At 61.3% G+C, this 25,956-nt stretch carries 21 protein-coding genes; 12 read left to right on the forward strand and 9 right to left on the reverse strand.

Features of this window, described 5'->3' with window-relative positions; translation table 11 throughout:
- Positions 1-100 precede the first annotated feature (100 nt).
- The 6 genes from BLV20_RS19230 to BLV20_RS19255 form a co-directional block, all read right to left on the reverse strand.
- Positions 101-925 (reverse strand): ABC transporter permease, encoded by an 825-nt coding sequence (locus BLV20_RS19230; protein ID WP_092304079.1) that lies wholly within the window; start codon positions 923-925, stop codon positions 101-103.
- Positions 926-938: 13 nt separating this feature from the next.
- A complete protein-coding gene (locus BLV20_RS19235; protein WP_092304080.1) occupies positions 939-2,186 on the reverse strand; it encodes an ABC transporter permease in 1,248 nt (415 codons plus the stop codon).
- Between the two features lie 68 nt (positions 2,187-2,254).
- Entirely contained in the window at positions 2,255-3,316 is a 1,062-nt protein-coding gene (locus BLV20_RS19240; RefSeq protein WP_092304081.1) for an ABC transporter substrate-binding protein, read from the reverse strand.
- A gap of 44 nt (positions 3,317-3,360) precedes the next feature.
- Complete coding sequence (locus tag BLV20_RS19245) at positions 3,361-4,485, reverse strand: ABC transporter ATP-binding protein (RefSeq protein WP_092304082.1); 1,125 nt, start codon at positions 4,483-4,485, stop codon at positions 3,361-3,363.
- Positions 4,486-4,832: 347 nt separating this feature from the next.
- Positions 4,833-5,462, reverse strand: coding sequence for a response regulator (locus tag BLV20_RS19250; RefSeq protein WP_025807370.1), 630 nt, complete (start codon positions 5,460-5,462; stop codon positions 4,833-4,835).
- Between the two features lie 53 nt (positions 5,463-5,515).
- Positions 5,516-7,909 carry a PAS domain-containing sensor histidine kinase gene (locus BLV20_RS19255; protein ID WP_092304083.1) on the reverse strand — a complete coding sequence of 798 codons (2,394 nt, stop codon included), beginning with the start codon at positions 7,907-7,909 and terminating at the stop codon, positions 5,516-5,518.
- A 75-nt stretch (positions 7,910-7,984) separates the two neighbouring features.
- On the opposite strand from BLV20_RS19255, the gene BLV20_RS19260 reads away from it, so the two are divergent.
- Positions 7,985-8,983 (forward strand): alpha/beta hydrolase family protein, encoded by a 999-nt coding sequence (locus BLV20_RS19260; protein WP_092304084.1) that lies wholly within the window; start codon positions 7,985-7,987, stop codon positions 8,981-8,983.
- A gap of 134 nt (positions 8,984-9,117) precedes the next feature.
- Here BLV20_RS19260 and BLV20_RS19265 read toward each other — a convergent pair whose 3' ends face one another.
- From BLV20_RS19265 to BLV20_RS19275, 3 genes are read right to left on the reverse strand one after another with little or no spacing between them, the layout of a single operon-like run.
- Entirely contained in the window at positions 9,118-9,885 is a 768-nt protein-coding gene (locus BLV20_RS19265) for a TerB family tellurite resistance protein (protein WP_092304085.1), read from the reverse strand.
- A 1-nt stretch (position 9,886) separates the two neighbouring features.
- The gene (murU, locus tag BLV20_RS19270) at positions 9,887-10,558 is read right to left on the reverse strand and encodes an N-acetylmuramate alpha-1-phosphate uridylyltransferase MurU (protein ID WP_092304086.1); all 672 of its coding nucleotides are present in this window, start codon (positions 10,556-10,558) and stop codon (positions 9,887-9,889) included.
- Positions 10,555-11,580, reverse strand: a complete 1,026-nt coding sequence (locus BLV20_RS19275; RefSeq protein ID WP_092304087.1) for an aminoglycoside phosphotransferase family protein — start codon at positions 11,578-11,580, stop codon at positions 10,555-10,557. Before BLV20_RS19275 ends, murU begins: the two co-directional genes overlap by 4 nt.
- A gap of 130 nt (positions 11,581-11,710) precedes the next feature.
- Between BLV20_RS19275 and BLV20_RS19280 the strand changes: the two genes are divergently transcribed.
- From BLV20_RS19280 to BLV20_RS19330, 11 genes are all read left to right on the forward strand, one after another.
- On the forward strand, positions 11,711-14,512 hold the full coding sequence (locus tag BLV20_RS19280; RefSeq protein ID WP_092304088.1) for an LPS-assembly protein LptD: 2,802 nt from the start codon (positions 11,711-11,713) through the stop codon (positions 14,510-14,512).
- Positions 14,493-15,809, forward strand: a complete 1,317-nt coding sequence (gene surA / locus BLV20_RS19285) for a peptidylprolyl isomerase SurA (protein WP_139192717.1) — start codon at positions 14,493-14,495, stop codon at positions 15,807-15,809. The genes BLV20_RS19280 and surA overlap by 20 nt, the downstream gene beginning before the upstream one ends.
- A complete protein-coding gene (pdxA, locus tag BLV20_RS19290) occupies positions 15,806-16,795 on the forward strand; it encodes a 4-hydroxythreonine-4-phosphate dehydrogenase PdxA (protein WP_092304090.1) in 990 nt (329 codons plus the stop codon). Before surA ends, pdxA begins: the two co-directional genes overlap by 4 nt.
- On the forward strand, positions 16,792-17,610 hold the full coding sequence (gene rsmA / locus BLV20_RS19295) for a 16S rRNA (adenine(1518)-N(6)/adenine(1519)-N(6))-dimethyltransferase RsmA (protein ID WP_092304091.1): 819 nt from the start codon (positions 16,792-16,794) through the stop codon (positions 17,608-17,610). Before pdxA ends, rsmA begins: the two co-directional genes overlap by 4 nt.
- A gap of 123 nt (positions 17,611-17,733) precedes the next feature.
- A complete protein-coding gene (gene apaG / locus BLV20_RS19300) occupies positions 17,734-18,114 on the forward strand; it encodes a Co2+/Mg2+ efflux protein ApaG (protein ID WP_092304092.1) in 381 nt (126 codons plus the stop codon).
- Positions 18,114-18,995: a symmetrical bis(5'-nucleosyl)-tetraphosphatase gene (locus BLV20_RS19305; protein ID WP_092304093.1), complete on the forward strand. Its 882-nt coding sequence runs from the start codon at positions 18,114-18,116 to the stop codon at positions 18,993-18,995. Before apaG ends, BLV20_RS19305 begins: the two co-directional genes overlap by 1 nt.
- Positions 18,996-19,027: 32 nt before the next feature.
- Positions 19,028-19,357 carry a thiosulfate sulfurtransferase GlpE gene (gene glpE / locus BLV20_RS19310; RefSeq protein WP_092304094.1) on the forward strand — a complete coding sequence of 110 codons (330 nt, stop codon included), beginning with the start codon at positions 19,028-19,030 and terminating at the stop codon, positions 19,355-19,357.
- A 296-nt stretch (positions 19,358-19,653) separates the two neighbouring features.
- On the forward strand, positions 19,654-21,576 hold the full coding sequence (locus BLV20_RS19315; RefSeq protein WP_025807357.1) for a PrkA family serine protein kinase: 1,923 nt from the start codon (positions 19,654-19,656) through the stop codon (positions 21,574-21,576).
- A 185-nt stretch (positions 21,577-21,761) separates the two neighbouring features.
- Positions 21,762-23,033: a YeaH/YhbH family protein gene (locus tag BLV20_RS19320; RefSeq protein WP_092304095.1), complete on the forward strand. Its 1,272-nt coding sequence runs from the start codon at positions 21,762-21,764 to the stop codon at positions 23,031-23,033.
- Positions 23,030-24,592, forward strand: a complete 1,563-nt coding sequence (locus BLV20_RS19325; RefSeq protein WP_092304096.1) for a SpoVR family protein — start codon at positions 23,030-23,032, stop codon at positions 24,590-24,592. The genes BLV20_RS19320 and BLV20_RS19325 overlap by 4 nt, the downstream gene beginning before the upstream one ends.
- A gap of 64 nt (positions 24,593-24,656) precedes the next feature.
- A complete protein-coding gene (locus BLV20_RS19330; RefSeq protein ID WP_092304097.1) occupies positions 24,657-25,886 on the forward strand; it encodes a multifunctional CCA addition/repair protein in 1,230 nt (409 codons plus the stop codon).
- The last annotated feature ends 70 nt before the right edge of the window (positions 25,887-25,956 follow it).

Here is a 25,956-nt window from a genome sequence, read left to right on the forward strand (position 1 = left end):
ACAAGAGTAGCTGGGGATTGGGTGTTGTCTGCTATTTGAGCGATGAATACCGCGACGAAGCGCTCCCGCAGCTGGCGCGGGAGCGCTCCGAACGTGGCGATCAGACCGGCGCGGTACGCAGTTTTTCGCTGCGGCCACGCAGCCATTCCAGGGTCAGCAGCAGAATCACCGAGAAGGCGATCAGCAGCGTCGCCGCGGCGGCGATGGTCGGGCTGAGGTTTTCGCGGATGCCGCTGAACATCTGGCGGGGCAAGGTGGCTTGCTCGGGGCCGGCGAGGAACAGCGTGACCACGACTTCATCGAACGAGGTGGCAAAGGCGAACAACGCCCCGCTGATGACCCCAGGGGCGATCAACGGCAGGGTCACCCGACGGAACGTCGTCAGCGGCGAAGCGCCCAGGCTGGCCGCCGCTCGCACCAGATTATGGTTGAACCCCTGCAAGGTGGCCGAGACCGTGATAATCACGAACGGCACGCCCAGCACGGCGTGGACGACGATCAGCGAGAAGAAGCTGTTACCCATGCCCAGGGGCGCGAAGAACAGGTAGCTGGCCACGCCGATGATCACCACCGGCACCACCATCGGCGAAATCACCAGCGCCATCACCAGCGCCTTGCCGGGAAAGTCGCCACGGGTCAGGCCGATGGCCGCCAGCGTGCCGAAGACCATCGCCAGCACGGTGGCCGCCGGGGCGACGATGATGCTGTTCTTCAGGGCGCGCATCCATTCCGCCGAGGCGAAGAAGTCGTGATACCACTGCAGCGAGAAGCCCTGCAGCGGATACACCAGGAAGCTGCCCGAGTTGAACGACAGCGGAACGATCACCAGCACCGGCAGGATCAGGAACAACAGGATCAAGCCGCAGAGAATCCGCAAGCTGTAGAACCAGACCCGCTCGACGGGCGACATGTAAGGGCTCAGCATTTCGATTCTCTCCTTAGCTCAGGCGCAGGCGGCTGGCGCCCACCAGCCAGCTGTAAATCAGATACAGCACGATGGTCGCCAACAGCAGCAGGCCGCCCAGCGCGGTCGCCATGCCCCAGTTGATGCTGGTGTTGGTGTAGAAGGCGACGAAGTAGCTGACCATCTGATCGTTCGGGCTGCCCAGCAGCGCCGGGGTGATGTAGTAGCCGATGGCGAGAATGAACACCAACAGGCAACCGGCGCCGACACCGGCATAGGTCTGCGGGAAATACACCCGCCAGAAACTGGCGAACGGATGGCAGCCCAGGGAAATCGCCGCGCGCATATAGGTCGGCGAGATGTTTTTCATCACGCTGTAGATCGGCAGGATCATGAACGGCAGCAGGATATGCACCATCGAGATGTAGACCCCGGTGCGGTTGAACACCAGCTCCAGCGGCTTGTCGATCACGCCCATGGCCATCAGCGCGCTGTTGATCAGGCCACCCGATTGCAGCAGCACGATCCACGCTGCCACGCGCACCAGGATCGAGGTCCAGAACGGCAGCAGCACCAGAATCATCAACAGGTTGCTCTGGCGGGCCGGCAGGTTGGCCAGCAGGTAGGCCAGGGGATAGGCCAGCACCAGGCAGATCGCGGTAATCACCAGGCCCATCCAGAATGTCCGGGCGAAGATATCCAGGTAGATGGCCTGGTCAGGGGTCGCCGGGGCGATTTCCCCGAGGTCGTCGATCCGATGGTCGACCGCGGCCAGCAGGTAGAACGGGGTCAGGTTGCTGGTGTTGCGGCGTACCGCCTGCCAGTAGGCGGGGTCGCCCCAACGCTCGTCGATGGCTTCCAGCGCTTCTTTATAAGAGGCCGGCTGCTCCTTGAATGGCAGGGCACGGGCGGTTTTGGTCAGCAGGCTGCGATAGCCGGCCAACTCCATGTTCAGTCGCTTGGACAGATCGCCCAAGGTTTGCTGCTTGCGCGCTTCGGCCAGGTCTTCGCTCAGCGCCTTGTACACCGGCTCGGCAGGCAGACCGCGTCCGTCCCAACCGGCGATGGCGACCACGGTGCGCGGCATGCCTTCGACCACCTCCGGGTTACCGACGCTCTTGTACAGCAGCGCTGCGATAGGCACGAGAAACACCAACAGCAGGAACAGCACCAGAGGCGCGATCAGCGCTTGTGCCTTCCAGCGGTTGACCCGCTCGGCACGCGCCAGGCGCTGCTTGAGGCTGGGGCTGGTGACCTCGTTCAGGGGAACGCTAATGGCCATGACGAACTCCGCAAATCTTTAAACGGTAGCGGCGTCACCCGCAGGTGACGCCGCCGATGCATGACGCCTTACTTGGCCGCCCACGAATTGAAACGCTGCTCCAGCTGCTCGCCGTTGTCAGCCCAGAAGCTGACGTCGATCTGCACCTGGTTGGCGATGTTTTCCGGGGTGGTCGGCATGTCTTTCAGGATGTCCTTGGCCAGCAGCGGAACGGCCTGGGTATTGGCCGGACCGTAGGCAATGTTTTCCGAGTAGGTCTTCTGCTGCTGCGGCTGCACGGTGAAGGCGATGAATTTCTTTGCCGCTTCGGCGCGGGTCTTGTCCAGGCCCTTCGGAATGGCCCAGGCATCGAAGTCGTAGATACCGCCGTTCCACACGACCTTCAGGTTGCTTTCCTTCTGTACCGCGGCGATCCGGCCGTTGTAAGCCGAGCTCATGACCACGTCGCCACTAGCCAGATACTGCGGCGGCTGGGCGCCGGCTTCCCACCACTGGATGCTTGGCTTGAGTTCGTCGAGCTTCTTGAAGGCGCGATCCTGGCCGTCCTTGCCGGCCAGCACCTTGTACACATCCTTGGGCGCCACGCCGTCCGCCATCAGGGCGAATTCCAGGGTGTACTTGGCGCCTTTGCGCAGGCCACGCTTGCCCGGGAATTTCTTGGTGTCCCAGAAATCCGCCCAGCTGGTCGGCGCGGTTTTCAGCTTGTCGGCGTTATAGGCCAGGACGGTCGACCAAACGAAGAAGCCCACGCCGCAAGGCTGGATCGCGCCCTTGACGTAATCATCTGGGTTGCCGAACAGCTCGGGATCGAGTTGCTCGAACATGTCTTCGTCACAACCGCGGGACAGCTCCGGCGACTCGACTTCCACCAGGTCCCAGGACACGCTCTTGGTGTCGACCATGGCTTTGACCTTGGCCATCTCGCCGTTGTATTCGCCAGCGATGATCTTGCCGTTGCCCGCCGCTTCCCACGGTGCGTAGAAGGCTTTGACCTGGGCCGCCTTGTTCGCCCCGCCAAAGGACACCACGGTCAGGTCCGGGCCCGCCGCCATCGCGTGCGATGCGCCCATCAAGCCTAATGCCACAGCGATAGCGCTAAGAGGAGCGGTGAATTTCAAGGATCTCAACATTTATTGTTCTCTCCACGTGCAGGGTTGGTGAAGCAAGGGGGCGATCAATGCGCCTCTAGAAGTGGGTCGAGCGCGCGAACGTGCTCGACCTGCCAGCCAAGCGGAACCACATCGCCCACCGCCAGCTCCGGATCGAGCTCGGCAATCGGCTGTTTCACGAAGAAGTCGGTCTTGCCACAGACTTCCAGGCGAACCCGGACGTGGTCGCCCAGATAGATGAATTCCGCCACCCTCCCTGAGAAGCGGTTGACACAACTTTCGCTGGAGCCGTTGAGGCTCACGCGTTCCGGACGAATCGACAGGGTCACCGGCTCGCCGGTCTTGCCGACATTGACCGCCAGCGCCTCGACCTTCTCGCCGCGCCCCAGCTCGACCACGCAGCGATCGCCGCTATGGCTGTGCAGGCGGCCGTTGAGACGGTTGTTCTCGCCGATGAAGTTGGCGACGAAGGTGTTCTTCGGTTCTTCGTAAAGGGTTCGTGGCGGGGCGATCTGCTGGATTTCGCCCTGGTGGAACACCGCGACCCGGTCAGACATGGTCAGGGCTTCGCCCTGGTCGTGAGTCACGTAGACCACGGTCACGCCGAGGCGTTGGTGCAAGTGCTTGATTTCCATCTGCATGTGCTCGCGCAGCTGTTTGTCCAGCGCGCCGAGGGGTTCGTCCATCAGCACCAGCTGCGGCTCGAATACCAATGCCCGGGCCAGCGCCACCCGCTGCTGCTGGCCACCGGACAGTTGCGCCGGATAACGCTGGGCGAAGGATTCGAGCTGGACCATGCTCAGCACGCGTTTGACCCGCTCGCTGATATCGGTCTTGCTCAAGCCGCGCACCGACAGCGGGAACGCCAGGTTCTCGGCCACGGTCATGTGCGGGAACAATGCATAGTTCTGGAACACCATGCCGATGTCGCGCTTGTGCGGCGGCACGTTGTTGATCGCCCGCCCGGCCAGCTGGATTTCCCCGGCAGTCGGGGTTTCGAAGCCGGCCAGCATCATCAGGCTGGTGGTCTTGCCGGAGCCGGACGGCCCGAGCAGGGTAAGGAATTCGCCTTTGCGAATGTCCAGGTTGAGGTCTTTGACGATCAGGTTTTCGCCGTCGTAGCTCTTTTGCACACCACGGAAACTGACCAGTACATCGTTCGCCCCAGCGCTTGAATCGACCTCGCTCATACCCACACCTTTTGTTTTTTGACGGCTGTGGACTAAGCCTAGTGGAGGCCACAAGCCGCGCAAATCGGGGGGTATGAGAGATTGGCCTCAGTCGGATGGAAGGTTCCTTGTAGGGATCGCCCTACAAGGATGGCGCGATTGGATAAGTCCTGACAGAAGCCCGGCGAAGATCATGGCCATAAGCCGGTTTTCGTGTCGCAAATGGGTATGTAGCCGCTGCCGCAGGCTGCGATCGAGGGCGAAGCACTCGTGATCCAGGCAGCTCGATTGAGCTGGAAATCCTCAGGACCAGGTTTAGCGACAGCTGCGCTGTCGATCGCAGCCTGCGGCAGCGGCTACAGGTCCATTCAGAGCAGCTTGTGCTCCATCGCGTACTTCACCAGTTCGGCCAGGGACGTGATGTTGAGTTTCTGCATCAGCCGCGCCTTGTGGGTACTGATGGTCTTGCTGCTCAGGGCCAGCTGCTGGGCGATGTCGTTGACGTTGGCGCCCTGGGCCAGGCGTTCGAACACGGAAAACTCACGTTCCGACAGCAGCGAATGCAGGGGCCGGGTATCCGTCAGGCCGACCTCGAAGACCATCCGGTCGGCCAGCTCCGGGTCGATATAACGCCCGCCCGCCGCCACCTTGCGGATCGCCGTCAGCAGCAATGCGGGGTCGCTGTCCTTGGTGGCATAACCGGCGGCGCCCACCTTCAGGGCACGGGCCGCCATCTGCGCCTCGTCGTGCATCGACAGCACCAGGATCGCCGGCGGATTGTTCAGCGCGCGGATCCGCGGAATCGCCTCCAGGCCGTTGACGCCAGGCATGGAGATATCCAGCAGCACCACCTCGCAAGGCACATGGCGCAGGGTTTCCAGCAACTGCTCGCCATTACTCGCCTCCCCCGCCACCGTCAGGTCCTTGGCCAGGCCGATCAATTGCTTGATGCCTTCGCGAACGATGGTGTGGTCTTCGGCTACCAGTACACGGATCACAGCTCGTACCTCTTGTTATGAGTGATATCTCTGCAGTGGCGAGTCGGCTCACGCTACAGGTCCAGCGGAACCGTCACGCTCAGGGTGGTGCCCTCGCCCAGCTGACTGTCCAGCGTCAGGCTGCCGCCCATGATCAACACCCGCTCGCGCATGCCCACCAGCCCGAAGGAAGTCGGCCGTCCGGTCTCGACTACAAACCCCTGGCCATCGTCGCTGATGGTCATGCACAGCTGGTCGCGCTCGAGGCTCAGGGTCAGTTCGACAGTATGCGCCTGCGCATGGCGCATCACGTTGGTCAGCGCCTCCTGGAGGATGCGGAACAGACCGATGGCCATGGCGTCGCTGAGCACCGGCAGGTTATCGGGCACTTGCACCAGGCAGGGAATCTGCGTGCGCGCTTCGAAGCGCCGCGCCTGCCATTCGATGGCCGACGCGATCCCGGCATCGAGAATCGGCGGGCGCAAGGCCGTGGCCACATCCCGCACCAGCTGGAACAGCTGGGCAATCAGGCGCTTCATGCTGTTCAAGCGTTCGTGCAGCCCCGGGTCGAGCTGTGCATACGCCAATTCGCACATCGAGGTTTCCAGTTTGAGCACCGTGAGCATCTGCCCCAGCTCGTCGTGCACTTCGCGGGCGATGCGGGCCTTTTCTTCCTCGCGCACGCTTTCCAGGTGCGCCGACAGCTCGCGCAACTGCTCCCGCGAGCTGGCCAGCTCCAGCTCGATGCGCTTGCTTTCGCTGATATCCCAGACGATGCCGTCCCAGACATAGGCGCCGTCGTCGAGCTGGCGGGTGATGGCCTTGATTTCCGCCCAACGCTGCTCGCCCTGACGGGTCAGGATCCGCCCCTGCCAAGACCAATCGCTGTCGGTGTCCAGGGCATGGTCCTGGGTCTGGTGGTAACTGGCCTTGTCTTCGGGGTGCACCAGGCTGCGCAGCCCGATGTCGCGATGGCTGAGGGTCGCCGGGGAATACCCCACCAGGCTCTCGCTGCCTTCGCTGATATAGGCGAAATCGATCTGCCCGGTCACCGGCGCCCGCTCCAGGCGGAACACCAGCCCCGGGACATTCGCCGCGATCCCCTGCAACCGCGCTTCGCTTTCCTGCAGGGCCGCCAGGGCGCGCCGGCGCTCGGTGACGTCATTGAGATAGACCACCAGGTATTCGCCATCGCGAAAGCGCAGAAAGCTCAGCGACACATCGGCCGGCAGGATGCTGCCGTCGGCGCGGACGCACTGGGTCTCGAACGTCGGAGGCGCATCCTCGCTGGCCCGGGCCCGCTTCCACAGGCCCAGCCAACGGTCCATGTGCAGGTTGGGTTCGAAGTCGCTCAACGGCCGATCGACCACCGCCCCCGGCGCATAGCCCAGCATGTTCTCGGCCGCGCGGTTGGCGTAGCGCACATGGCTGTCCCAATTGACCCAGAGGATGCCGACCGTGCTCTGGTCGATGGAAAACTGGGTCAGGCGCAAGGCCTCCTCACTGGCCTCGCGTCGTGCCAGGTCCTCGCGGGTCGTCAGCAGCCGCTGCTCGAGCGCCTGCTGCTGGCGCCGCTGCCAGATCACAATGGCCATGCTCGCCAACAGCAGCACGGCCAGCAGCAGGCTGAGGTTCTGCCAGAAACCGCGGGACTCGCTCAGCCGCGGATACTTGGGCTGTAGCCAGCGATTGTGCAGCTGCTCCAGGTCCTTGGCGGCGATACCGTGCAAGGCGCGCTGCACGATATCCGCCAACTCGGGCCAGTCGCGCCGGGTTGCCACCCGCAGCAGCTGTGGCAGGCCGATATCGCCCACCACCGTCAGGCCGGCAAATTCCGGCTCTGCTGACAGACGGCTGAGCTGCGCCGCGTCGATCACTGCATAACGCGCCTGCTGACTGAGCAACAGTTGCAAGGCCTGGCGCTCCTGGGGCACGCCCTGCAAGTTGAGGTTGGAATAGGTCGCACGCAGGTAATCCGCCACCGCACTGGGCATGCGCACCGCAACGCGGGTCTGGCTGTCGAGCTTTTCCAGTTCCACCGCGCCGGCGCCTTTCTGCTCGCCGACCACCAGCTGCGGGACGCGCATATAAGGATCGGAAAACTGCCAGAGCCGCAGGCCGGCCGGGGTCTGGCTCAGGCCTGGGGCCATGTCGACCTCACCGGCGCGCACCGCCGCTTCCAGCTGCGTCTGATCGGTAAAGTTGCGCCAGCTCAGCTCGACCTTCATCGCCCGGGCCAGCCATTGCATCAATTCGACATTGGCCCCGGACAACCGCTGCAACCGCCGGTCGTACTGGGCGTAAGGAGCCTGGAGCACCACGCCGACCCGCAACTCCCGGTGCTGCTCCAGCCACTGCTGCTGGGCAGGGCTGAACGGCGTCTGGGCGATATGCGGCGCAGGTACTGCCCAGGCCATCAAGGGAAGGCAGATACAGCCGATAACCAGCAGGCAGCGAAAACGCATCATCTGAAAATCTCGCACACTGACAAATACTGACCAACCCATTAGGCTGCCGGGATTAATTCTGGCCTGGAAAAACCGATGCCCCTTGTCCACCGCTCGGCACTGCCCGCATTGTGCCTGTCGCTGATCCTGCCTTGTGCTTTTTCGGTCGAGGCCGCCGATCCGCAACCCGCCCCGGCAGAACAGGCTGCCGCGGAAAAACCGCCTGAGCGCCAGCCGCTCCTTGAGCGTAGCCAGGAAGACGCCGCGGCCCTCGAACGTGTCCTGCCAGCCGGCGAACAACAATCACTGCAGGCCGGCAGCGAGAGCTTTCTGGCCTTGTGGAAACCGGCCAACACCAGCGATCCCCAGGGCGCGGTGATTATCATCCCCGGCGCAGGCGAAACCGCTGACTGGCCTCAAGCAATCGGCCCTTTGCGCAACAGATTGCCGGATGCCGACTGGAGCAGCCTGAGCCTGACCTTGCCCGACCTGCGGAGCGAGGCGGCGCAGCCCCGCGTCGTCGAGGCCGAGCCGGCGCCCGCGACCACCGACACTAGCAGCAAAGATGCGGCCACGGCAGCACCCAAGCCGATCGAACAGGCCGCCGGAGGCGAAGCCGAGATTGCCGATCGCGCGGTGGTCGAAAGTAGCGAAGAACAGGCCAAGGCCGATGCCGAGCGAATCTTTGCCCGTATCGATGCCGCGGTAACCTACACCCAGCAGCAGAACGCCCGCAGCATTGTGTTGCTCGGCCATGGCAGCGGCGCCTACTGGGCCACGCGCTACCTGAGCGAAAAACAACCGCCGGAGATTCAAAAGCTGGTGCTGGTGGCGGCCCAGACTCCGTCCATCGGCAAACCCGGGCTGGCGGAACTGACCCCGACCCTGAAGCTGGCGACTGCGGACTTTTTCTACAAGGACACCGCCCAAGCTCGCAAGAGTGCACTGGAGCGTTTGCAGGCGAGCAAGCGCCTGAAGAATGCCCACTTCACCCAGATATCGCTCAACGCCCTGCCGGGAAACAGCGCGGCTGAAAACGAACAGCTGTTCAGACGCGTACGCGGCTGGCTGAGCCCGCAACCGACACAAGACTGAACCCGTCGCACCCGGCCCCGTTCCTGTTTTGACAGGGTTTGGGGCCAGGCGCGGGGTACCTTGTTCTTCAGCGAAGCCCGCTAACGAAGCCTGTTAACGGGTCCTGCCAGCGACTCTTGATTAACGACTCTTGACTAACGAAAGTCCCGACGCTCGCGAATCAGTGCGTAAGCGCTGTGCAACTCGCGGGTTCTCTCCGTGGCTTCACGCACTTGCAACGGGCTTGCGCCGCTGCCGGCGATCTTGTCCGGATGATGGCGGCTGAGCAGGCGCCGATAGGCGCGCTTGATCTGCGAGGGCTCGCTGGTCGCCGAGACACCGAGCAGGCGCAACGCCTCCTGGTAGGTGCCACTGCTGTTGGCCAACGGCTTTTTGCTCGGCTCATAGTCTGCCGCCAACGCTTGCACCTGCTGTGGGGTCCAGCCCAGCCACTTGCCCCAGAGCTGGAGCAACTCCCGCTCGGCGGTGCTGGCCCGGCCATCGGCCCAGACCATTCGCCAGCACGCGCGCAATACCCCTTCGGCGGCATGCGGCTGCGCCGCCAGGCGTCGCAGATAGCCGCGCAAGCGGTCGTTGCCCGACTTGCCGCGATTGAAGGCGGCAATGGCGCGGCGCTGGGCGGCCTCGCTCATGTCCAGCGAGCGCATTTCCAGGCGTGCCTGCTGGATATGCCCATCGACCACCCGGCCATCGCTTTTCGCCAGCCGCCCCAGCAGCACAAACAGCAGTTCATCGTTGCGCAGCGCCGGCCGGCCGCCCAGGCGCTCTCGCACCTGGGCCCAGTTATGCAGCTGCAGGCGCCGGTCCAGCGCCTGCCCCAGCAACGCTCCCAGCATGGCCCCCGGAATACTGGCTATGGCAAAGCCAGCCCCGGCTCCGATCAGAGTCCCTGGCCACAACATATCAGCGACTCGCTTCTAGCAAGGTTTCGACTTCAGCCAGGCGCTCATGGGTGCCGACATCGACCCAGTGGCCCTGCAAACGCTCGCCGCTGACCTGTCCATCAGCCATCGCCTTGCGTAGCAAAGGCGCCAGCTTGAAGGCCCCCGGCGTGCAACCCTTGAACAGCAGCGGATGCAGCACGGCGATGCCGCTGTAGGTCAGGGTCTGTGCACCCGGCTCGGCGTCCCGCACCTGGGTATCGCTGAGGATGAAGTCCCCGGCGGTGTGGTGAGTCGGGTTTTCCACCAGCACCAGATGCGCCAGCGTATCCAGCGGACGCTTCAACAAGCGGAAGTCGTAATCGGTCCAGACATCGCCATTGACCACCAGAAAGGGCTCATCGCCCAGCAATGGCAAGGCGCGGAAAATACCGCCACCGGTTTCCAGCGGCTCGCCTTCGGGCGAATAGCGGATGCTCAAGCCAAAGCGCGAGCCATCGCCCAGGTGATCCTCGATCTGCTGTCCCAGCCAGGCGTGGTTGATGACGATCTCGGTAAAGCCCGCCCGGGCCAGTGCCTGCAGGTGATACTCGATCAGCGGCACACCGGCGGCGCGAATCAATGGTTTGGGCGTGGTCAGGGTCAAGGGGCGCATCCGTTCCCCCTTGCCCGCGGCCAGAATCATTGCCTTCATACACAGGCTCCGACTGGTTGCCGCAGGCTGGCCAACAGCTCGCCCAACTCCGCCAGTTCCGGCCGACGAGCCAGGACGGCTTCTATATAAGCAAAGAAACGCGGCACGTCGCCCAGGTAGCGCGGCTTGCCATCGCGGTGGCAGATGCGCGCAAAGATCCCGATCACCTTGAGGTGGCGCTGTACGCCCATCAGGTCGCTGGCACGCAGGAAATCCTCGAAATCGGGCTGTACCGCGATCCCGAGCCCGGACGCTTGCCGCCAGTAGTCTTCCAGCCAACCGCGCACCCGCGCCTCGGGCCAGCTGAGAAAGGCGTCCTTGAACAGGCACGTGACGTCATAAGTTACCGGGCCGTAGACCGCATCCTGGAAATCCAGCACGCCCGGGTTGGGCTCGCTGAGCATCAGGTTGCGCGGCATGTAGTCGCGGTGCACCAGCACCTTGGGCTGGGCCAGGGCACTTTCGATCAACAGGTCGCTGACCCGCTGCCATTGGCCGCGCTGGCGTTCATCCAACTCAAGGCCCAGCTCGCGCCCCACGTACCACTCGGGAAACAGTTCCAGCTCACGACGCAGCAAGGCGACGTCATAACTGGGCAGCGGCGCATCCATCGGCAGCTGCTGGAAAGCCAGCAAGGCTTGCAGTGCATCCTTGAACAGAGCGTCGGCATTTTCGCCGTCGATCACGTCCAGATAGGTCTGGTTGCCCAGATCGTTGAGCAGAAGAAAGCCGCGCGGCAAATCCTCTGCATAAATTTTCGGCACGTTAATCCCGGATTTCGCCAACAGATGAGCGATATCCACGAAGGGTTTGCAGTTTTCCCGTGGCGGCGGAGCGTCCATCACGACAAAGCTGCGGCCCTCGCCTTCCCAGCGGAAATACCGCCGGAAACTCGCGTCGCTGCTGGCCGCGGTCAACGTGGCGGGGGGCACGAGACCCCAACCGTTAGAGGCATAAACAATCGACAACTGCTCATCGAGCCAAACTTTCAGGTGTTGCAAGCGTACATCTTGGTCAGGCATTGCAAGGGTCTCCGACGGCGCTAGCCGTCAAGCGGGTCATGCTTTATTATCCAGCATCTTTTTCAGACCATCGAGAGGCGTGCGGCCCACACCGCGGGCAGATGGCACGCAGGAAGCCCGGACTAATAAGATGGCATTGAAATCCCCCGCGTTTCGTAAAAAATTTCCGTTGTTGGTTACCGGCAGTCTGCTGGCCCTGCAGCCCCTAGCCACTTCGTTCGTGGTCGCCGCAGAACAGTATGACTGCTCAGTCTCTGCTTCGGGTGGCTGGGACTGCGCGCCGAAAACCAGTGCCGCCCAACTGCCTCCGCGCCCCGTGCATGACGCCAGCGCGGTCAGTTCGAGCACCGCCACACAGGCCGAAGGCAGCGAAACCAGCGAAGACACCGGCGCCAAGCCGATGCTGGTTACCGAGTCCAAGGGCCGTGGCCTGAAGTCCCGCAGCGAAGACTACAGTCACCTCGACTGGGTTCCGCGCGAGAACCTCACCGCCGCCCAATTGGCCGAGACCGGCCCTTACTGTGCTGGTGCCTATATCGAACCCATTCGTCCTGGCATGAATGACAAGACGAATAAAAGTGACGCCCCGACCTTTATCGGCGCCAAGGCTTCGCGTTACCAGCAGGAGCAGCAGATCGCGACCCTGGCCGGTGATGTGGTCATGCGCCAGGGCAGCATGCAGGTCGAGGCCGACGAGGCCAACCTGTACCAGGCCGAGAATCGTGGCGAGCTGAGCGGCAACGTCCGCTTGCGCGACAACGGCGCCCTGCTGGTCGGCGACCATGCCGATGTGCAGTTGGACACCGGTGAGGCCAAGGTCGACAACGCCGAATACGTGATGCACAAGTCGCGCATCCGCGGTAATGCGCTGTACGCCAAGCGTGCCGAAAACGCGATCATCCGTCTCAAGGACGGTACGTACACCACGTGCGAACCAAGCAGCAACGCCTGGCAGCTCAAGGGCAACAACATCACCCTGAACCCGGCGACCGGCTTCGGTACCGCGACCAACGTGACGCTGCGCGTCAAGGACATTCCAGTCCTGTATACGCCTTACATCTACTTCCCGATCGACGACCGTCGCCAGTCCGGCTTCCTGCCGCCGACCATCGGCAGCGGCAGCGATACCGGCTTCATGCTGGTCACCCCGTACTACTTCAACCTGGCACCGAACTACGACGCCACGTTGTATCCGCGCTACATGAGCAAACGCGGCCTGTTGATGGAAGGCGAATTCCGCTACCTGACCAAGTCCAGCGAAGGCCAGTTCGGTGCGGCGTATCTCAACGACGACAACGATGACCGCAAACTGCAGTCGGACTACGAAAAAACCCGCTACATGTACAACTGGCAGCACAAGGGCGGGCTCGATTCGCGGGTAATGACCGAGGTCGACTACACCAAGATCAGCGATCCGTACTACTTCCAGGATCTGCAGAGCGACCAGATCGGCGTGGAAAGCCGTGACTACATCAACCAGCAGGGTGCGGTGACCTACCGCGGCGATACCTACACCGCGCGACTCAATGCCCAGGCTTATGAACTGGCCACGGTTTCCAACATCACGCCTTACAACCGCCTGCCGCAAATCACCTTGAATGGCTTCTTGCCGCAGCATCCGGGCGGGTTGGACTTCACGTATGAAACTGAAATTGTTCGTTTTGATCGCGACCTGCAGAACGGTACGTTCTTTGATGAGAATGGCGTTGGTGCGCCGCGACTCGATACTAACGTCGTAGGACTAGCTAGAGCGAACGGCAATCGCCTGAACCTTGCGCCGTCGGTAAGCCTACCGCTTAATTGGACCTATGGTTTCCTGAAGCCGTCCCTCAAGTACCAGTACACCCAATACGATCTGGATCTGGATAGCATCGGCAAGAGCCAGGTTGCCGCACAAACCGCAGAACAAGATCGTCTGAATGGCACTTACAGCAGCAATCAGAACCGCGGCGTGCCAATCGCCAGTATCGACAGCGGCCTGTACTTCGACCGCAACACCCAATGGTTCGGCAATAACTATCGTCAGACCCTGGAACCACGCCTCTACTATCTCTATGTACCGGAGAAAGACCAAAGTGACATTCCGGTATTCGACACCGGCGAAAGCACTTTCAACTACTCGTCGCTGTTTCGTGACAACCGCTTCACCGGCTCCGACCGTGTAGGCGACGAGAACAAACTGTCGCTGGGCGTCACCAACCGCTGGATTGAAGAAAACGGCTTTGAACGTCAGCGCATCAGCGTCGGCCAGGCTTTCTACTTCAAGGACCGCGAAGTCCAATTGCCCGGTATCGATGCAAAAACCCGCGATGACGCGCACTCCAGTGTTTCGCCTTATGCCCTGGAATACGAATATCGCTGGAACCGCGACTGGCGCACCACTGCCAACTACAACTGGGATCCGGATACCCGCAGCCCACGCTCCGGTAGCGCGATGTTCCACTACCAGCCGGAAGATAACCCGAACAAGGTCATCAACGCTGGCTACCGTTACCGCAACGATCTGGTTCGTTACGATCAGTCCACGGGTAAATGGTCGGTGGGTGGCGGTGACTATGGCACTCCAGGACAACCTGACTACGTGAAGGACTACTACAAGATCAAGCAGCACGACTTCTCGGTGATCTGGCCGATCGTGCCGCAGTTGAACCTGATCAGCCGCTGGCAGTATGACTACAACCGCAATCGTACCCTCGATGCCTTCGGCGGTTTCGAATACGACAACTGCTGCTGGAAACTGCGCCTGATCAACCGTTACTGGGTTGACTATGACGAAACCAGTCAGGACGCCCCGCAGAACGAGAAAGGCGACCATGGCATCTTCCTCCAAATCGTCCTGAAAGGACTCGGCGGCCTCACCGGCGCCAAGGTAGAGAGCTTCCTCGACAAAGGCATTCAAGGTTACCGTGAACGTGAAGACCAAGCTTTCTGATTGTCTGCGCCCGCTGATGCTGGGCGCGCTGTTCCTGGGTACCGCGGCGAGCGCCGCGGTACAACCCATCGACAAAGTGGTAGCCATCGTCGATAACGACGTGGTCATGCAGAGCCAGCTGGACCAACGGGTTCACGAAGTTCAGCAAACCATCGCCAAGCGCGGCGGCGGCACACCACCCGCCGAAGTCCTGAACCAGCAGGTGCTGGAACGCCTGATCGTCGAAAACCTGCAGCTGCAGATCGGCGAGCGCTCCGGCATTCGCATTACCGATGAAGAACTGAACCAGGCCGTCGGCACCATTGCCCAGCGCAACAACATGACGCCTGATCAATTCCGTGCGGCCCTGTCGCGCGATGGCCTGTCCTATCAGGACGCCCGTGAGCAGATTCGTCGCGAGATGATCATCAGCCGCGTGCGTCAGCGCCGCGTCGCCGAACGCATCCAGGTGTCCGAGCAAGAGGTGAAAAACTTCCTCGCCTCCGACCTGGGCAAGATGCAACTGTCCGAAGAGCTGCACCTGGCCAATATCCTGATTCCAACTCCGGAAAGCGCCAACTCCGAAGCCATTCAGAGCGCCGCTCGCCAGGCCATGGAGATCTATCAGCAGCTCAAGCAAGGCGCCGACTTCGCCCAGCTGGCAATCGCCCGCTCGGGCAGCGACAACGCCCTGGAAGGCGGTGATATGGGCTGGCGTAAAGCCGCTCAACTGCCTCCTCCGTTCGATCGCGAGCTAAGTGCCATGGCCGTCGGCGACATCACCCAGCCAGCCCGTACTCCAGGTGGTTTCATCATCCTGAAGCTGCTGGACAAACGTGGTGGCGGCAATCAGGTGCGCGACGAAGTGCATGTCCGTCATATCCTGATCAAGCCAAGCGAAATCCGCAGCGAAGCAGAAACCAAACGCCTGGCCCAGAAGCTCTACGAGCGTATCGAAGCCGGCGAAGACTTTGCCGAGCTGGCGAAAAGCTATTCGGAAGACCCGGGTTCCGCCCTCAACGGTGGCGACCTCAGCTGGATCGATCCGAACGCCCTGGTGCCCGAGTTCCGCGACGTCATGGCCAAGACCCCGCAAGGTCAACTGTCCAAGCCGTTCCAGAGCCCATATGGCTGGCACGTACTGGAAGTCCTTGGCCGCCGCGCCACTGACAGCACCTCCCAGGCTCGTGAACAGCAAGCGATGACCGTGCTGCGCAATCGCAAATACGACGAAGAGCTGCAAACCTGGCTGCGCCAGATTCGCGATGAAGCCTACGTCGAGATCAAACTTCCTGGCGCCGACCAGGCGGCACAGTGAAACCCAAGCGTTTCGCGCTCACCCCCGGCGAGCCAGCCGGCATAGGCCCCGACCTGTGCCTGTTCCTCGCCTCGCAACAACAGCCCCACCCCCTGATCGCCATTACCAGCCGCGACCTGCTTACCGAGCGGGCCGCGCAGTTGGGTGTGGCCGTCAACCTGATTGCAGTCGGCCCCGACAGCTGGCCAAACCAGCCTGCCGCTGCCGGAAGCCTCTACGTCTGGGATACCCCGCTGGCGACCAAGGTCGTCGCTGGTCAGTTGGACAAGGCCAACGCCGCGTTCGTCCTGGAAACCCTGACCCGGGCCGGCCAGGGCTGCCTGGACGGGCATTTCGACGGAATGATTACTGCCCCGGTGCACAAAGGCGTGATCAACGAATCCGGCATCGCCTTTTCCGGCCACACCGAGTTCCTGGCCGACCTGACGCATACCGATCAAGTCGTAATGATGCTGGCCACCCATGGCCTGCGCGTGGCACTGGTGACCACTCATCTGCCCCTGCGGGACATCGCCGACGCCATAACCCCGGAACGCCTGGAACGGGTCACACGCATCCTGCATGCCGACCTGCGCAACAAATTCGGCATCGCTCGGCCACGCATCCTGGTATGCGGGCTCAACCCGCATGCTGGCGAAGGCGGACACCTGGGCCATGAAGAAATCGACATCATCGAACCCACCCTGGAGCGTCTGCGCAACGAAGGCATGGACCTGCGTGGCCCTCTGCCCGCCGACACTCTGTTTACCCCCAAATATCTGGAGCACTGCGATGCAGTGCTGGCGATGTACCATGACCAGGGGCTGCCCGTGCTGAAATACAAAGGTTTCGGCGCTGCGGTCAACGTGACGCTGGGCTTGCCGATTATCCGCACTTCAGTCGACCACGGCACCGCCCTGGATCTGGCCGGCAGTGGCAAGATCGATACCGGCAGCCTGAAAGTCGCCCTGGAAACCGCCTACCAGATGGCCGAGACCCGTTTATGACCGAGCAATACCAGCACCGGGCGCGCAAGCGCTTCGGCCAGAACTTCCTGCATGACGCCGGCGTGATCGACCGCATCCTGCGCTCCATCAATGCCAAGTCCGGCGATCGCATGCTGGAAATCGGCCCGGGCCAGGGCGCACTGACCGAGGGCCTGCTCAACAGCGGCGCCCAACTGGATGTGGTCGAACTGGACAAGGACCTGGTGCCAATCCTCAACCAGCAGTTCGCGGGCCGGGACAATTTCAGCCTGCATCAGGGCGACGCCCTGAAGTTCGACTTCAACAGCCTGAATGCCGCCCCCGGCAGCCTGCGCGTAGTGGGCAACCTGCCCTACAACATCTCCACCCCGCTGATCTTTCACCTGCTGCAAAACGCCGGGCTGATCCGCGACATGCACTTCATGCTGCAGAAAGAAGTGGTCGAACGCCTCGCCGCGGGCCCGGGCGGTGGTGACTGGGGCCGTCTGTCGATCATGGTCCAGTACCACTGCCGCGTGGAGCATCTGTTCAATGTTGGCCCTGGCGCGTTCAATCCGCCACCGAAAGTCGACTCGGCGATCGTCCGACTGGTGCCACACACCGTGCTGCCGCATCCGGCCAAAGATCATCGCCTGCTGGAGCGCATCGTCCGCGAAGCCTTCAACCAGCGCCGCAAGACCCTGCGCAATACCCTCAAGGCCCTGCTCAGCAGCGCCGAGATCGAGGCCGCCGGCGTCGATGGCAGCCTGCGTCCGGAACAACTGGACCTGGCAGCCTTCGTTCGCCTGGCCGACAAGCTCAGCGAACAGGCCGCGGATAGCGCCAGCGCCAGCTGACACGCCACCAGCGTTATCGGGTAAGACGCCAGGCTCCATGTCTGGTTTACTACCCGATACTTGGCCTAGACTGACCTCCATCAGTTTTTGTCCCGCGTCCCGCTTTGTTTTAAGGCCTCTTGCATGTCCGATCCTCGCTACCAGATCGACGTCAGCGTCGTCACCCGCTTTCTCGCAGAACAGTCGCAACCCGAGCAGAACCGCTTTGCCTTTGCCTACACCATCACCGTACAGAACAATGGCCTGCTACCCGCCAAACTGCTCTCTCGGCACTGGGTGATTACCGATGGCGATGGGCATGTCGAGGAAGTTCGCGGCGCCGGCGTGGTCGGCCAGCAGCCATTGATCCCTGCGGGTAAAAGCCACACCTACAGCAGCGGCACGGTGATGACCACCCAGGTCGGCAATATGCAGGGCAGTTATCAGATGCTCGCCGAAGACGGCAAACACTTCGACGCCATCATCGCCCCCTTCCGCCTGGCCGTGCCCGGAGCCCTGCACTGATGACGACTTACGCCGTCGGCGACCTGCAGGGCTGCCTGGGGCCTTTGCAGTGCCTGCTTGAGAAGGTCGCCTTCGATCCGGCCAAGGATCGCCTGTGGCTGGTCGGCGACCTGGTCAACCGTGGGCCGCAGTCGCTGGAAACCCTGCGTTTTCTGTATGCCATGCGCGATTCCCTGGTGTGCGTGCTGGGCAATCATGACCTGCACTTGCTGGCCGCCTGGCGCAACATCGAACGCCTGAAGAAGGCCGACACCCTGAGCGAGATCCTCAACGCCCCGGATTGCGAGGAGTTGCTCCAATGGCTGCGCCAGCAAAAGCTGATGCACTACGACCAACAGCGCGACGTCGCCCTGGTGCATGCCGGGATACCGCCCCAGTGGTCGCTGAAAAAGGCCCTGAAATACGCCGCCGAAGTCGAAGAGGCGCTGCGTGACGACAACCGCTTCGAGCCTTACCTGGACGGCATGTACGGCAACGACCCGGTCAAATGGGACAGCGAGCTCAAAGGCGTGACCCGCCTGCGGGTGATCACCAACTACTTCACCCGCATGCGCTTTTGTACCAGCGACGGCAAGCTTGACCTCAAGGGCAAGGAAGGACCGGACACCGCCCCGCCAGGTTATGCCCCTTGGTTCGAGCACAAGGAGCGCAAGACCAAAGAGGTGAAAATCATCTTCGGCCACTGGGCCGCCCTCGACGGCAATTGCAACGAGCCCGGTGTCTTTGCCCTGGACACTGGCTGCGTCTGGGGAGGCGCCCTGACCTTGCTGAACGTCGATACCGGTCAACGCCTGGAATGTGAATGCGACGCCCACGGCCACATCAAGCCCCAGGCCAATCAACCTATCCCCGAACCCATGCCAGCCACAGCCAAGCGCTAGATCGCGCTTCCAACCTGGCCCAGGAGCCCGCCATGAGCGAATTCAAACGCATCCCCCCAGAACAGGCCCAGGCGCTGCGCGAGCAAGGCGCCGTGGTGGTCGACATCCGCGACCCGCAGACCTATGCCCTGAACCACATCAGCGGCTCCTTGCATCTGGACAACCACTCCATTTCCGATTTCATCCGCAATGCCGATCTAGACGCGCCGCTGGTGGTCGTCTGCTATCACGGCAACTCCAGCCAAAGCGCGGCGGCCTACCTGATCAGCCAAGGCTTTTCCGACGTCTACAGCCTGGACGGCGGTTTCGAACTGTGGCGGAACACCTATCCCACGGAAATTGCCCAGGGCGGCACCGAATAATTTTTTTTGGCGCTCTAGCCCGCGTCATTCGCGGGCTGGCGCCACGACCGACGAACGGTCACTTGAACAAATTGTGTATTCCACCTTTACCTCCCCGATTCCGAACTATCCTTAGCCTCAGGCCATCCAAACAGGGGAGAGCCGGTACACCGGCGTGCGGGTCATCGGTACTAGCTTTCAAGGTCGATAGCTTTGAAAGTGTTCTGGGGGGTAAACAGCAACCGGGCTCTCGGTTGCATGCCAGCACTTGACTGACTGATCCGGCGTCGGCTCCACGTATCGAGCGAGGTGACGTCATGAGTATTTTTAGCCACTTCCAACAACGCTTCGAATCCACACGCCAGGAAGAGTTCTCGCTACAGGAGTACCTGGAACTCTGCAAAAAGGATCGCAGCGCCTACGCGTCGGCTGCCGAGCGCCTGCTACTGGCTATCGGCGAACCGGAGCTGCTGGACACTTCGACCAATTCGAGACTGTCACGGATCTTCTCCAACAAGGTGATCCGTCGCTATCCGGCCTTTGAAGACTTCCATGGCATGGAAGAATGCATCGACCAGATCGTCTCCTATTTCCGTCATGCCGCTCAGGGCCTGGAAGAGAAGAAGCAAATCCTCTATCTCCTCGGCCCCGTCGGCGGCGGTAAATCGTCCCTGGCCGAAAAACTCAAGCAACTGATCGAGAAGGTGCCCTTCTACGCCATCAAGGGCTCTCCGGTATTCGAGTCGCCTCTGGGGTTGTTCAACGCCACGGAAGATGGCGCCATCCTCGAAGAAGACTTCGGCATTCCACGACGCTACCTGAACACCATCATGTCGCCCTGGGCCACCAAGCGCCTGTCCGAGTTCGGCGGCGACATCAGCCAGTTCCGGGTAGTGAAACTCTACCCCTCGATTCTCAACCAGATCGCCGTCGCCAAGACCGAACCGGGAGACGAGAACAACCAGGACATTTCTGCGCTGGTGGGCAAGGTCGATATTCGCAAGCTGGAGGAATTCCCGCAGAACGACGCCGACGCCTACAGCTACTCGGGCGCACTGTGCCGGGCCAACCAGGGCCTGATGGAGTTCGTCGAAATGTTCAAGGCACCGATCAAGGTGCTGCACCCGTTGCTGACCGCCACCCAGGAAGGTAACTACAACAGTACCGAGGGCCTGGGCGCGATCCCGTTCACGGGCATCCTGCTGGCCCACTCCAACGAGTCGGAATGGCACACCTTCCGCAACAACAAGAACAACGAAGCCTTCATCGACCGGATCTATATCGTCAAAGTCCCGTACTGCCTGCGGGTCAGCGACGAAGTCAAAATCTACGACAAGCTGCTGTTCAACAGCTCACTGTCGAGGGCGCATTGCGCTCCCGATACGCTGAAGATGCTTGCGCAGTTCACCGTGCTCTCGCGCCTCAAAGAGCCGGAGAACTCGAACATTTACTCGAAAATGCGCGTCTACGATGGCGAGAACCTCAAGGACACCGATCCTAAAGCCAAGTCGATCCAGGAATACCGCGACGCGGCCGGCGTGGATGAAGGCATGAATGGCCTCTCGACGCGCTTCGCCTTCAAGATCCTGTCGAAGGTCTTCAACTTCGACCCCCACGAGATCGCGGCCAACCCGGTGCACTTGCTCTATGTGCTCGAACAACAGATCGAGCAGGAACAATTCCAGGCGGAAACCCGCGAGCGTTACCTGCGCTTCCTGAAGGAATACCTGGCTCCGCGCTACATCGAGTTCATCGGCAAGGAAATCCAGACGGCGTACCTGGAGTCCTACAGCGAATACGGCCAGAACATCTTCGACCGCTATGTGCTCTATGCGGACTTCTGGATTCAGGATCAGGAATACCGCGATCCGGAAACCGGCGAGATCCTCAACCGGGTCGCGCTCAATGAAGAACTGGAGAAAATCGAGAAACCGGCCGGCATCAGCAATCCGAAGGATTTCCGTAACGAGATCGTCAACTTCGTACTGCGCGCCCGAGCCAACAACAACGGCAAGAACCCAACCTGGCTCAGCTACGAAAAGTTGCGGGTGGTCATCGAGAAGAAAATGTTCTCCAACACCGAGGACCTGCTTCCGGTCATCAGCTTCAACGCCAAGGCCAGCAAAGAGGATCAACAGAAACACAACGACTTTGTTACCCGAATGGTCGAGCGCGGCTACACCGACAAACAGGTACGACTGCTGTCCGAGTGGTACCTGCGGGTCAGAAAATCGCAGTAACCCGCCGGTTGCACCGGTTGTCGTTAGCCAGGAGCCTGTCTTAGCGATTTCTGCTACACAGGCTTCAGGAAGTGCGTTTGAACGTTCGCAGCGAGGTTCGGACAGAGCACCGGCGGTAAGGCCCTTACCGCCCCTCCCCCGTCCGGCCCGCTTGCGAGCTTCAAGACCGCTTCTAAGGAGCAGTCATGAGTTATGTGATCGACCGACGTCTCAATGGCAAGAACAAAAGCACGGTAAACCGCCAGCGTTTTCTGCGGCGCTATCGTGACCACATCAAGAAGGCTGTTGAAGAGGCCGTCAGCCGCCGCTCCATTACCGACATGGAGCATGGCGAACAAATCAGCATCCCAGGCCGGGATATCGACGAACCGGTGCTCCACCATGGGCGCGGCGGCAAGCAGACCGTCGTGCACCCAGGAAACAAGGAGTTCACAGCCGGTGAACACATCGCGCGCCCTCAAGGCGGGGGTGGCGGAGGTGGCCGAGGCAAGGCCGGCAACTCCGGCGAAGGCATGGATGAGTTCGTTTTCCAGATTACCCAGGAAGAGTTTCTCGAATTCATGTTCGAGGACCTGGAACTGCCGAACCTGGTCAAACGCAACCTGAGCGGAACCGACACCTTCAAGACCGTCCGGGCCGGGATCAGCAACGAAGGCAACCCTTCGCGTATAAACATCATCCGGACCCTGCGCTCAGCCCATGCCCGGCGCATCGCCCTGTCCGGCAGCAGCCGGGCAAAACTGCGTGAAGTCAAAGAGCAACTTGAGCGCCTGAAACGCGAAGAACCCGACAATTTCGGCGACATTCAGGAAATGGAAGCGGAAATCGAGCGTCTCAGCGCCCGCATCCATCGAGTGCCGTTTCTCGACACCTTCGACCTCAAGTACAACCTCCTGATCAAGCAGCCCAACCCCAGCTCGAAGGCCGTGATGTTCTGCCTGATGGACGTTTCCGGCTCCATGACCCAGGCCACCAAGGACATCGCCAAGCGCTTCTTCATCCTTCTGTACCTGTTCCTCAAGCGCAACTACGACAAGATCGACGTGGTGTTCATCCGCCACCACACCAGTGCGCGTGAAGTGGACGAGGAGGAGTTCTTCTATTCCCGGGAAACCGGCGGCACCATCGTCTCCAGCGCGTTGAAACTGATGCAGGAGATCATGGCCGAGCGCTATCCGAGCAATGAATGGAATATCTATGCCGCCCAGGCTTCCGATGGCGATAACTGGAACGACGACTCGCCAATCTGCCGCGACATCCTGATCAACCAGATCATGCCCTTTGTGCAGTACTACACTTACGTGGAGATTACCCCGCGCGAACATCAGGCCTTGTGGTTCGAATACGAGCGCATCGCCGAAGCCTTTTCCGATACTTTCGCCCAGCAGCAACTGGTCTCGGCCGGAGATATCTATCCGGTCTTCCGTGAACTCTTCCAGCGCAGGTTAGTGACATGACCGCCAGAGAGCAGAAACGCCAGCCTATCTCCACCGGTTCGGAATGGACGTTCGAGCTGATCCAGGCCTACGACCGCGAAATCAGCCGTATCGCAGCGCGTTACGCTCTGGATACCTACCCCAACCAGATTGAAGTGATCACCGCCGAACAGATGATGGATGCCTACGCCTCCGTCGGCATGCCCCTGGGTTATCACCATTGGTCCTATGGCAAGCACTTCCTCAGCACCGAAAAATCCTACAGCCGTGGCCAGATGGGGTTGGCCTACGAGATCGTGATCAACTCGGACCCATGCATCGCCTACCTGATGGAAGAAAACACCATCTGCATGCAGGCGTTGGTTGTGGCCCACGCCTGCTATGGCCACAACAGTTTTTTCAAGGGCAACTACCTGTTCCGCACCTGGACGGATGCCAGTTCGATCATCGATTACCTGGTGTTCGCCAAGCAGTACATCATGCAGTGCGAAGAACGCCACGGGATCGATGCGGTGGAAGACCTGCTGGACTCCTGCCACGCCTTGATGAACTACGGCGTTGACCGCTACAAACGCCCTTATCCGATTTCCGCGGAAGAAGAACGGCGCCGGCAAAAGGACCGTGAAGAACACCTGCAGAAACAGATCAACGATCTGTGGCGCACGATTCCCAAGGGCACGGACAAACTCAGCGACAAGGACAATGCGCGCTTTCCTGCCGAACCCCAGGAAAACATTCTGTATTTCATTGAGAAGCACGCGCCACTGCTGGAGCCGTGGCAGCGGGAAATCGTGCGCATCGTGCGCAAGATTGCCCAGTATTTTTACCCGCAACGCCAGACCCAGGTGATGAACGAAGGCTGGGCGACGTTCTGGCACTACACCCTGATGAACGACCTGTATGACGAAGGCCTGGTGACCGATGGGTTCATGATGGAATTCCTCGCCTCCCACACCAGCGTGGTGTTCCAGCCCGGCTTCGACAGCCCCTATTACAACGGCATCAACCCCTACACCCTGGGTTTCGCCATGTACCGCGATATCCGGCGTATTTGCGAAGAACCGACCGAAGAGGACCGCCGCTGGTTCCCCGAACTGGCCGGGACCGACTGGCTGCCCAGCATCAAGTTCGCCATGAGCAGCTTCAAGGACGAAAGCTTCATCCTGCAGTACCTGTCACCCAAGGTCATTCGCGATCTCAAGCTGTTCAGCATCCTGGACGATGACCAGAAAGACGACTTGCTGGTGCCTGCGATTCATGACGAAAGCGGCTACAGAATCATCCGTGAAACCCTCGCCGCCCAATACAACCTGGGCAATCGCGAGCCTAACGTGCAGATCTGGAGCATCGACCGAAGAGGGGACCGCTCGCTGACCCTGCGCCACCAACAGCACGATCGCAAGCCATTGGGCGACTCTACCGACGAGGTCCTCAAGCACCTGCATCGGCTATGGGGATTCGACATCCACCTGGAAACCCTGCAGGGCGACCAAGTGATGAAAACCCATCACGTACCGCCCAAAGGCGATCACAACGAAGGGGATTACGGTCGCCTGGACCTGGCTGTCATCCATCTCTGAGCGCATGACAAACCTCCGAAAGCTCGGCGCAAGAGTTATTCTGTCGGGCTAACGGAGGTTTTTTATGCAGATTTACAAGGTCGGCGGTGCGGTACGCGATCGCCTGCTGGGCAAACCGGTAACCGACATCGACTGGGTGGTAGTCGGCGCCACGGCTGAAGAAATGCTCGCCAAGGGGTTTCGCCCGGTCGGCTCGGATTTCCCGGTCTTTCTTCATCCCCGCAGCGGTGAGGAATATGCCCTGGCGCGCACCGAGCGCAAAAGCGGTCGTGGTTATGGCGGCTTCACCTTTCACGCCAGCCCCGAGGTCACTCTCGAAGAAGACCTGATCCGTCGCGACCTGACCATCAACGCCATGGCTGAAGACGAGCACGGCGTCCTCACGGACCCGTATCATGGCCAGCAAGACCTGGAAGACCGCCTGCTTCGCCACGTTTCGCCGGCGTTCGCCGAAGATCCCTTACGCGTCCTGCGCGTCGCCCGCTTCGCCGCTCGCTATGCAGGCCTCGGCTTCCAAGTAGCTGCGGACACCCTCGAACTGATGCGCCAGCTCAGCGATTCCGGCGAGCTGGAAGCCCTGACGCCGGAGCGCAGCTGGAAAGAAATCTCCCGCGCGCTAATGGAAGATCACCCCCAGGTATTCGTCCAGGTACTGCGTGACTGTGGCGCGCTCAAGGTCCTGCTGCCCGAGGTGGATGCGCTGTTCGGCGTCCCACAACCGGCCGCCCACCATCCGGAGATCGACAGCGGCGTGCACACCCTCAGCGTTCTCGAACAGGCGGCCCTGCACAAGCAGCCCTTGAGCGTGCGCTGGGCGTGCCTGTTGCACGATCTGGGCAAGGGCCTGACGCCACAAAGCGAATGGCCGCAGCACATCGCGCATGAACACAAAGGCCTGAAGCTGATCAAGCAGGTCAACGAGCGCTTCAAGGCACCGCGCGATTGCCAGGAACTGGCGCTCCTGGTGGGCCAGTATCACACCCACGGCCATCGGGCCCTCGAGCTGAAACCTTCGACATTGGCGGAGCTGCTGCAAAGCTTTGACGTGTATCGTCGGCCGCAGCGTTTCGAGGAATTTATCGCCGCCTGTGAAATGGATGCCCGTGGCCGGCTTGGGCTGGAAGAGCGCGCCTATCCCCAGGCGGACTATCTGCGCGGGGCGGCCGCCGCAGCGCGAACGGTCGCAGTCCAGCCACTGCTGGAGCGGGGACTCAAGGGGCCGGAGCTGGGAGAAGCACTGAAACAGGAGCGACTGAAGGCGCTGAAGGCCTACAAGGAACAGCAGTCGGCGTAAGGAACCTCACGGACAAGCTCTCCTGCAGAGGCGAGCTTGCTTGTGATCTGCCCGCAGCCGCCCCGAACGA

The organism is Pseudomonas sp. NFIX28, from assembly GCF_900107395.1.
Taxonomy (GTDB): Bacteria; Pseudomonadota; Gammaproteobacteria; order Pseudomonadales; family Pseudomonadaceae; genus Aquipseudomonas.

What these genes read in the sequence shown, in the direction of transcription:
- murU (WP_092304086.1), bottom strand. Translation starts at nt 10,558, where the DNA reads ATGAAGGCAATGATTCTGGCCGCGGGCAAGGGGGAACGGATGCGCCCC.
- BLV20_RS19230 (WP_092304079.1), bottom strand. Translation starts at nt 925, where the DNA reads ATGCTGAGCCCTTACATGTCGCCCGTCGAGCGGGTCTGGTTCTACAGC.
- BLV20_RS19305 (WP_092304093.1), top strand. Translation starts at nt 18,114, where the DNA reads ATGACGACTTACGCCGTCGGCGACCTGCAGGGCTGCCTGGGGCCTTTG.
- BLV20_RS19235 (WP_092304080.1), bottom strand. Translation starts at nt 2,186, where the DNA reads ATGGCCATTAGCGTTCCCCTGAACGAGGTCACCAGCCCCAGCCTCAAG.
- apaG (WP_092304092.1), top strand. Translation starts at nt 17,734, where the DNA reads ATGTCCGATCCTCGCTACCAGATCGACGTCAGCGTCGTCACCCGCTTT.
- BLV20_RS19245 (WP_092304082.1), bottom strand. Translation starts at nt 4,485, where the DNA reads ATGAGCGAGGTCGATTCAAGCGCTGGGGCGAACGATGTACTGGTCAGT.
- BLV20_RS19240 (WP_092304081.1), bottom strand. Translation starts at nt 3,316, where the DNA reads ATGTTGAGATCCTTGAAATTCACCGCTCCTCTTAGCGCTATCGCTGTG.
- BLV20_RS19260 (WP_092304084.1), top strand. Translation starts at nt 7,985, where the DNA reads ATGCCCCTTGTCCACCGCTCGGCACTGCCCGCATTGTGCCTGTCGCTG.
- BLV20_RS19320 (WP_092304095.1), top strand. Translation starts at nt 21,762, where the DNA reads ATGAGTTATGTGATCGACCGACGTCTCAATGGCAAGAACAAAAGCACG.
- BLV20_RS19255 (WP_092304083.1), bottom strand. Translation starts at nt 7,909, where the DNA reads ATGATGCGTTTTCGCTGCCTGCTGGTTATCGGCTGTATCTGCCTTCCC.
- BLV20_RS19330 (WP_092304097.1), top strand. Translation starts at nt 24,657, where the DNA reads ATGCAGATTTACAAGGTCGGCGGTGCGGTACGCGATCGCCTGCTGGGC.
- BLV20_RS19325 (WP_092304096.1), top strand. Translation starts at nt 23,030, where the DNA reads ATGACCGCCAGAGAGCAGAAACGCCAGCCTATCTCCACCGGTTCGGAA.
- BLV20_RS19265 (WP_092304085.1), bottom strand. Translation starts at nt 9,885, where the DNA reads ATGTTGTGGCCAGGGACTCTGATCGGAGCCGGGGCTGGCTTTGCCATA.
- BLV20_RS19315 (WP_025807357.1), top strand. Translation starts at nt 19,654, where the DNA reads ATGAGTATTTTTAGCCACTTCCAACAACGCTTCGAATCCACACGCCAG.
- rsmA (WP_092304091.1), top strand. Translation starts at nt 16,792, where the DNA reads ATGACCGAGCAATACCAGCACCGGGCGCGCAAGCGCTTCGGCCAGAAC.
- BLV20_RS19275 (WP_092304087.1), bottom strand. Translation starts at nt 11,580, where the DNA reads ATGCCTGACCAAGATGTACGCTTGCAACACCTGAAAGTTTGGCTCGAT.
- glpE (WP_092304094.1), top strand. Translation starts at nt 19,028, where the DNA reads ATGAGCGAATTCAAACGCATCCCCCCAGAACAGGCCCAGGCGCTGCGC.
- BLV20_RS19280 (WP_092304088.1), top strand. Translation starts at nt 11,711, where the DNA reads ATGGCATTGAAATCCCCCGCGTTTCGTAAAAAATTTCCGTTGTTGGTT.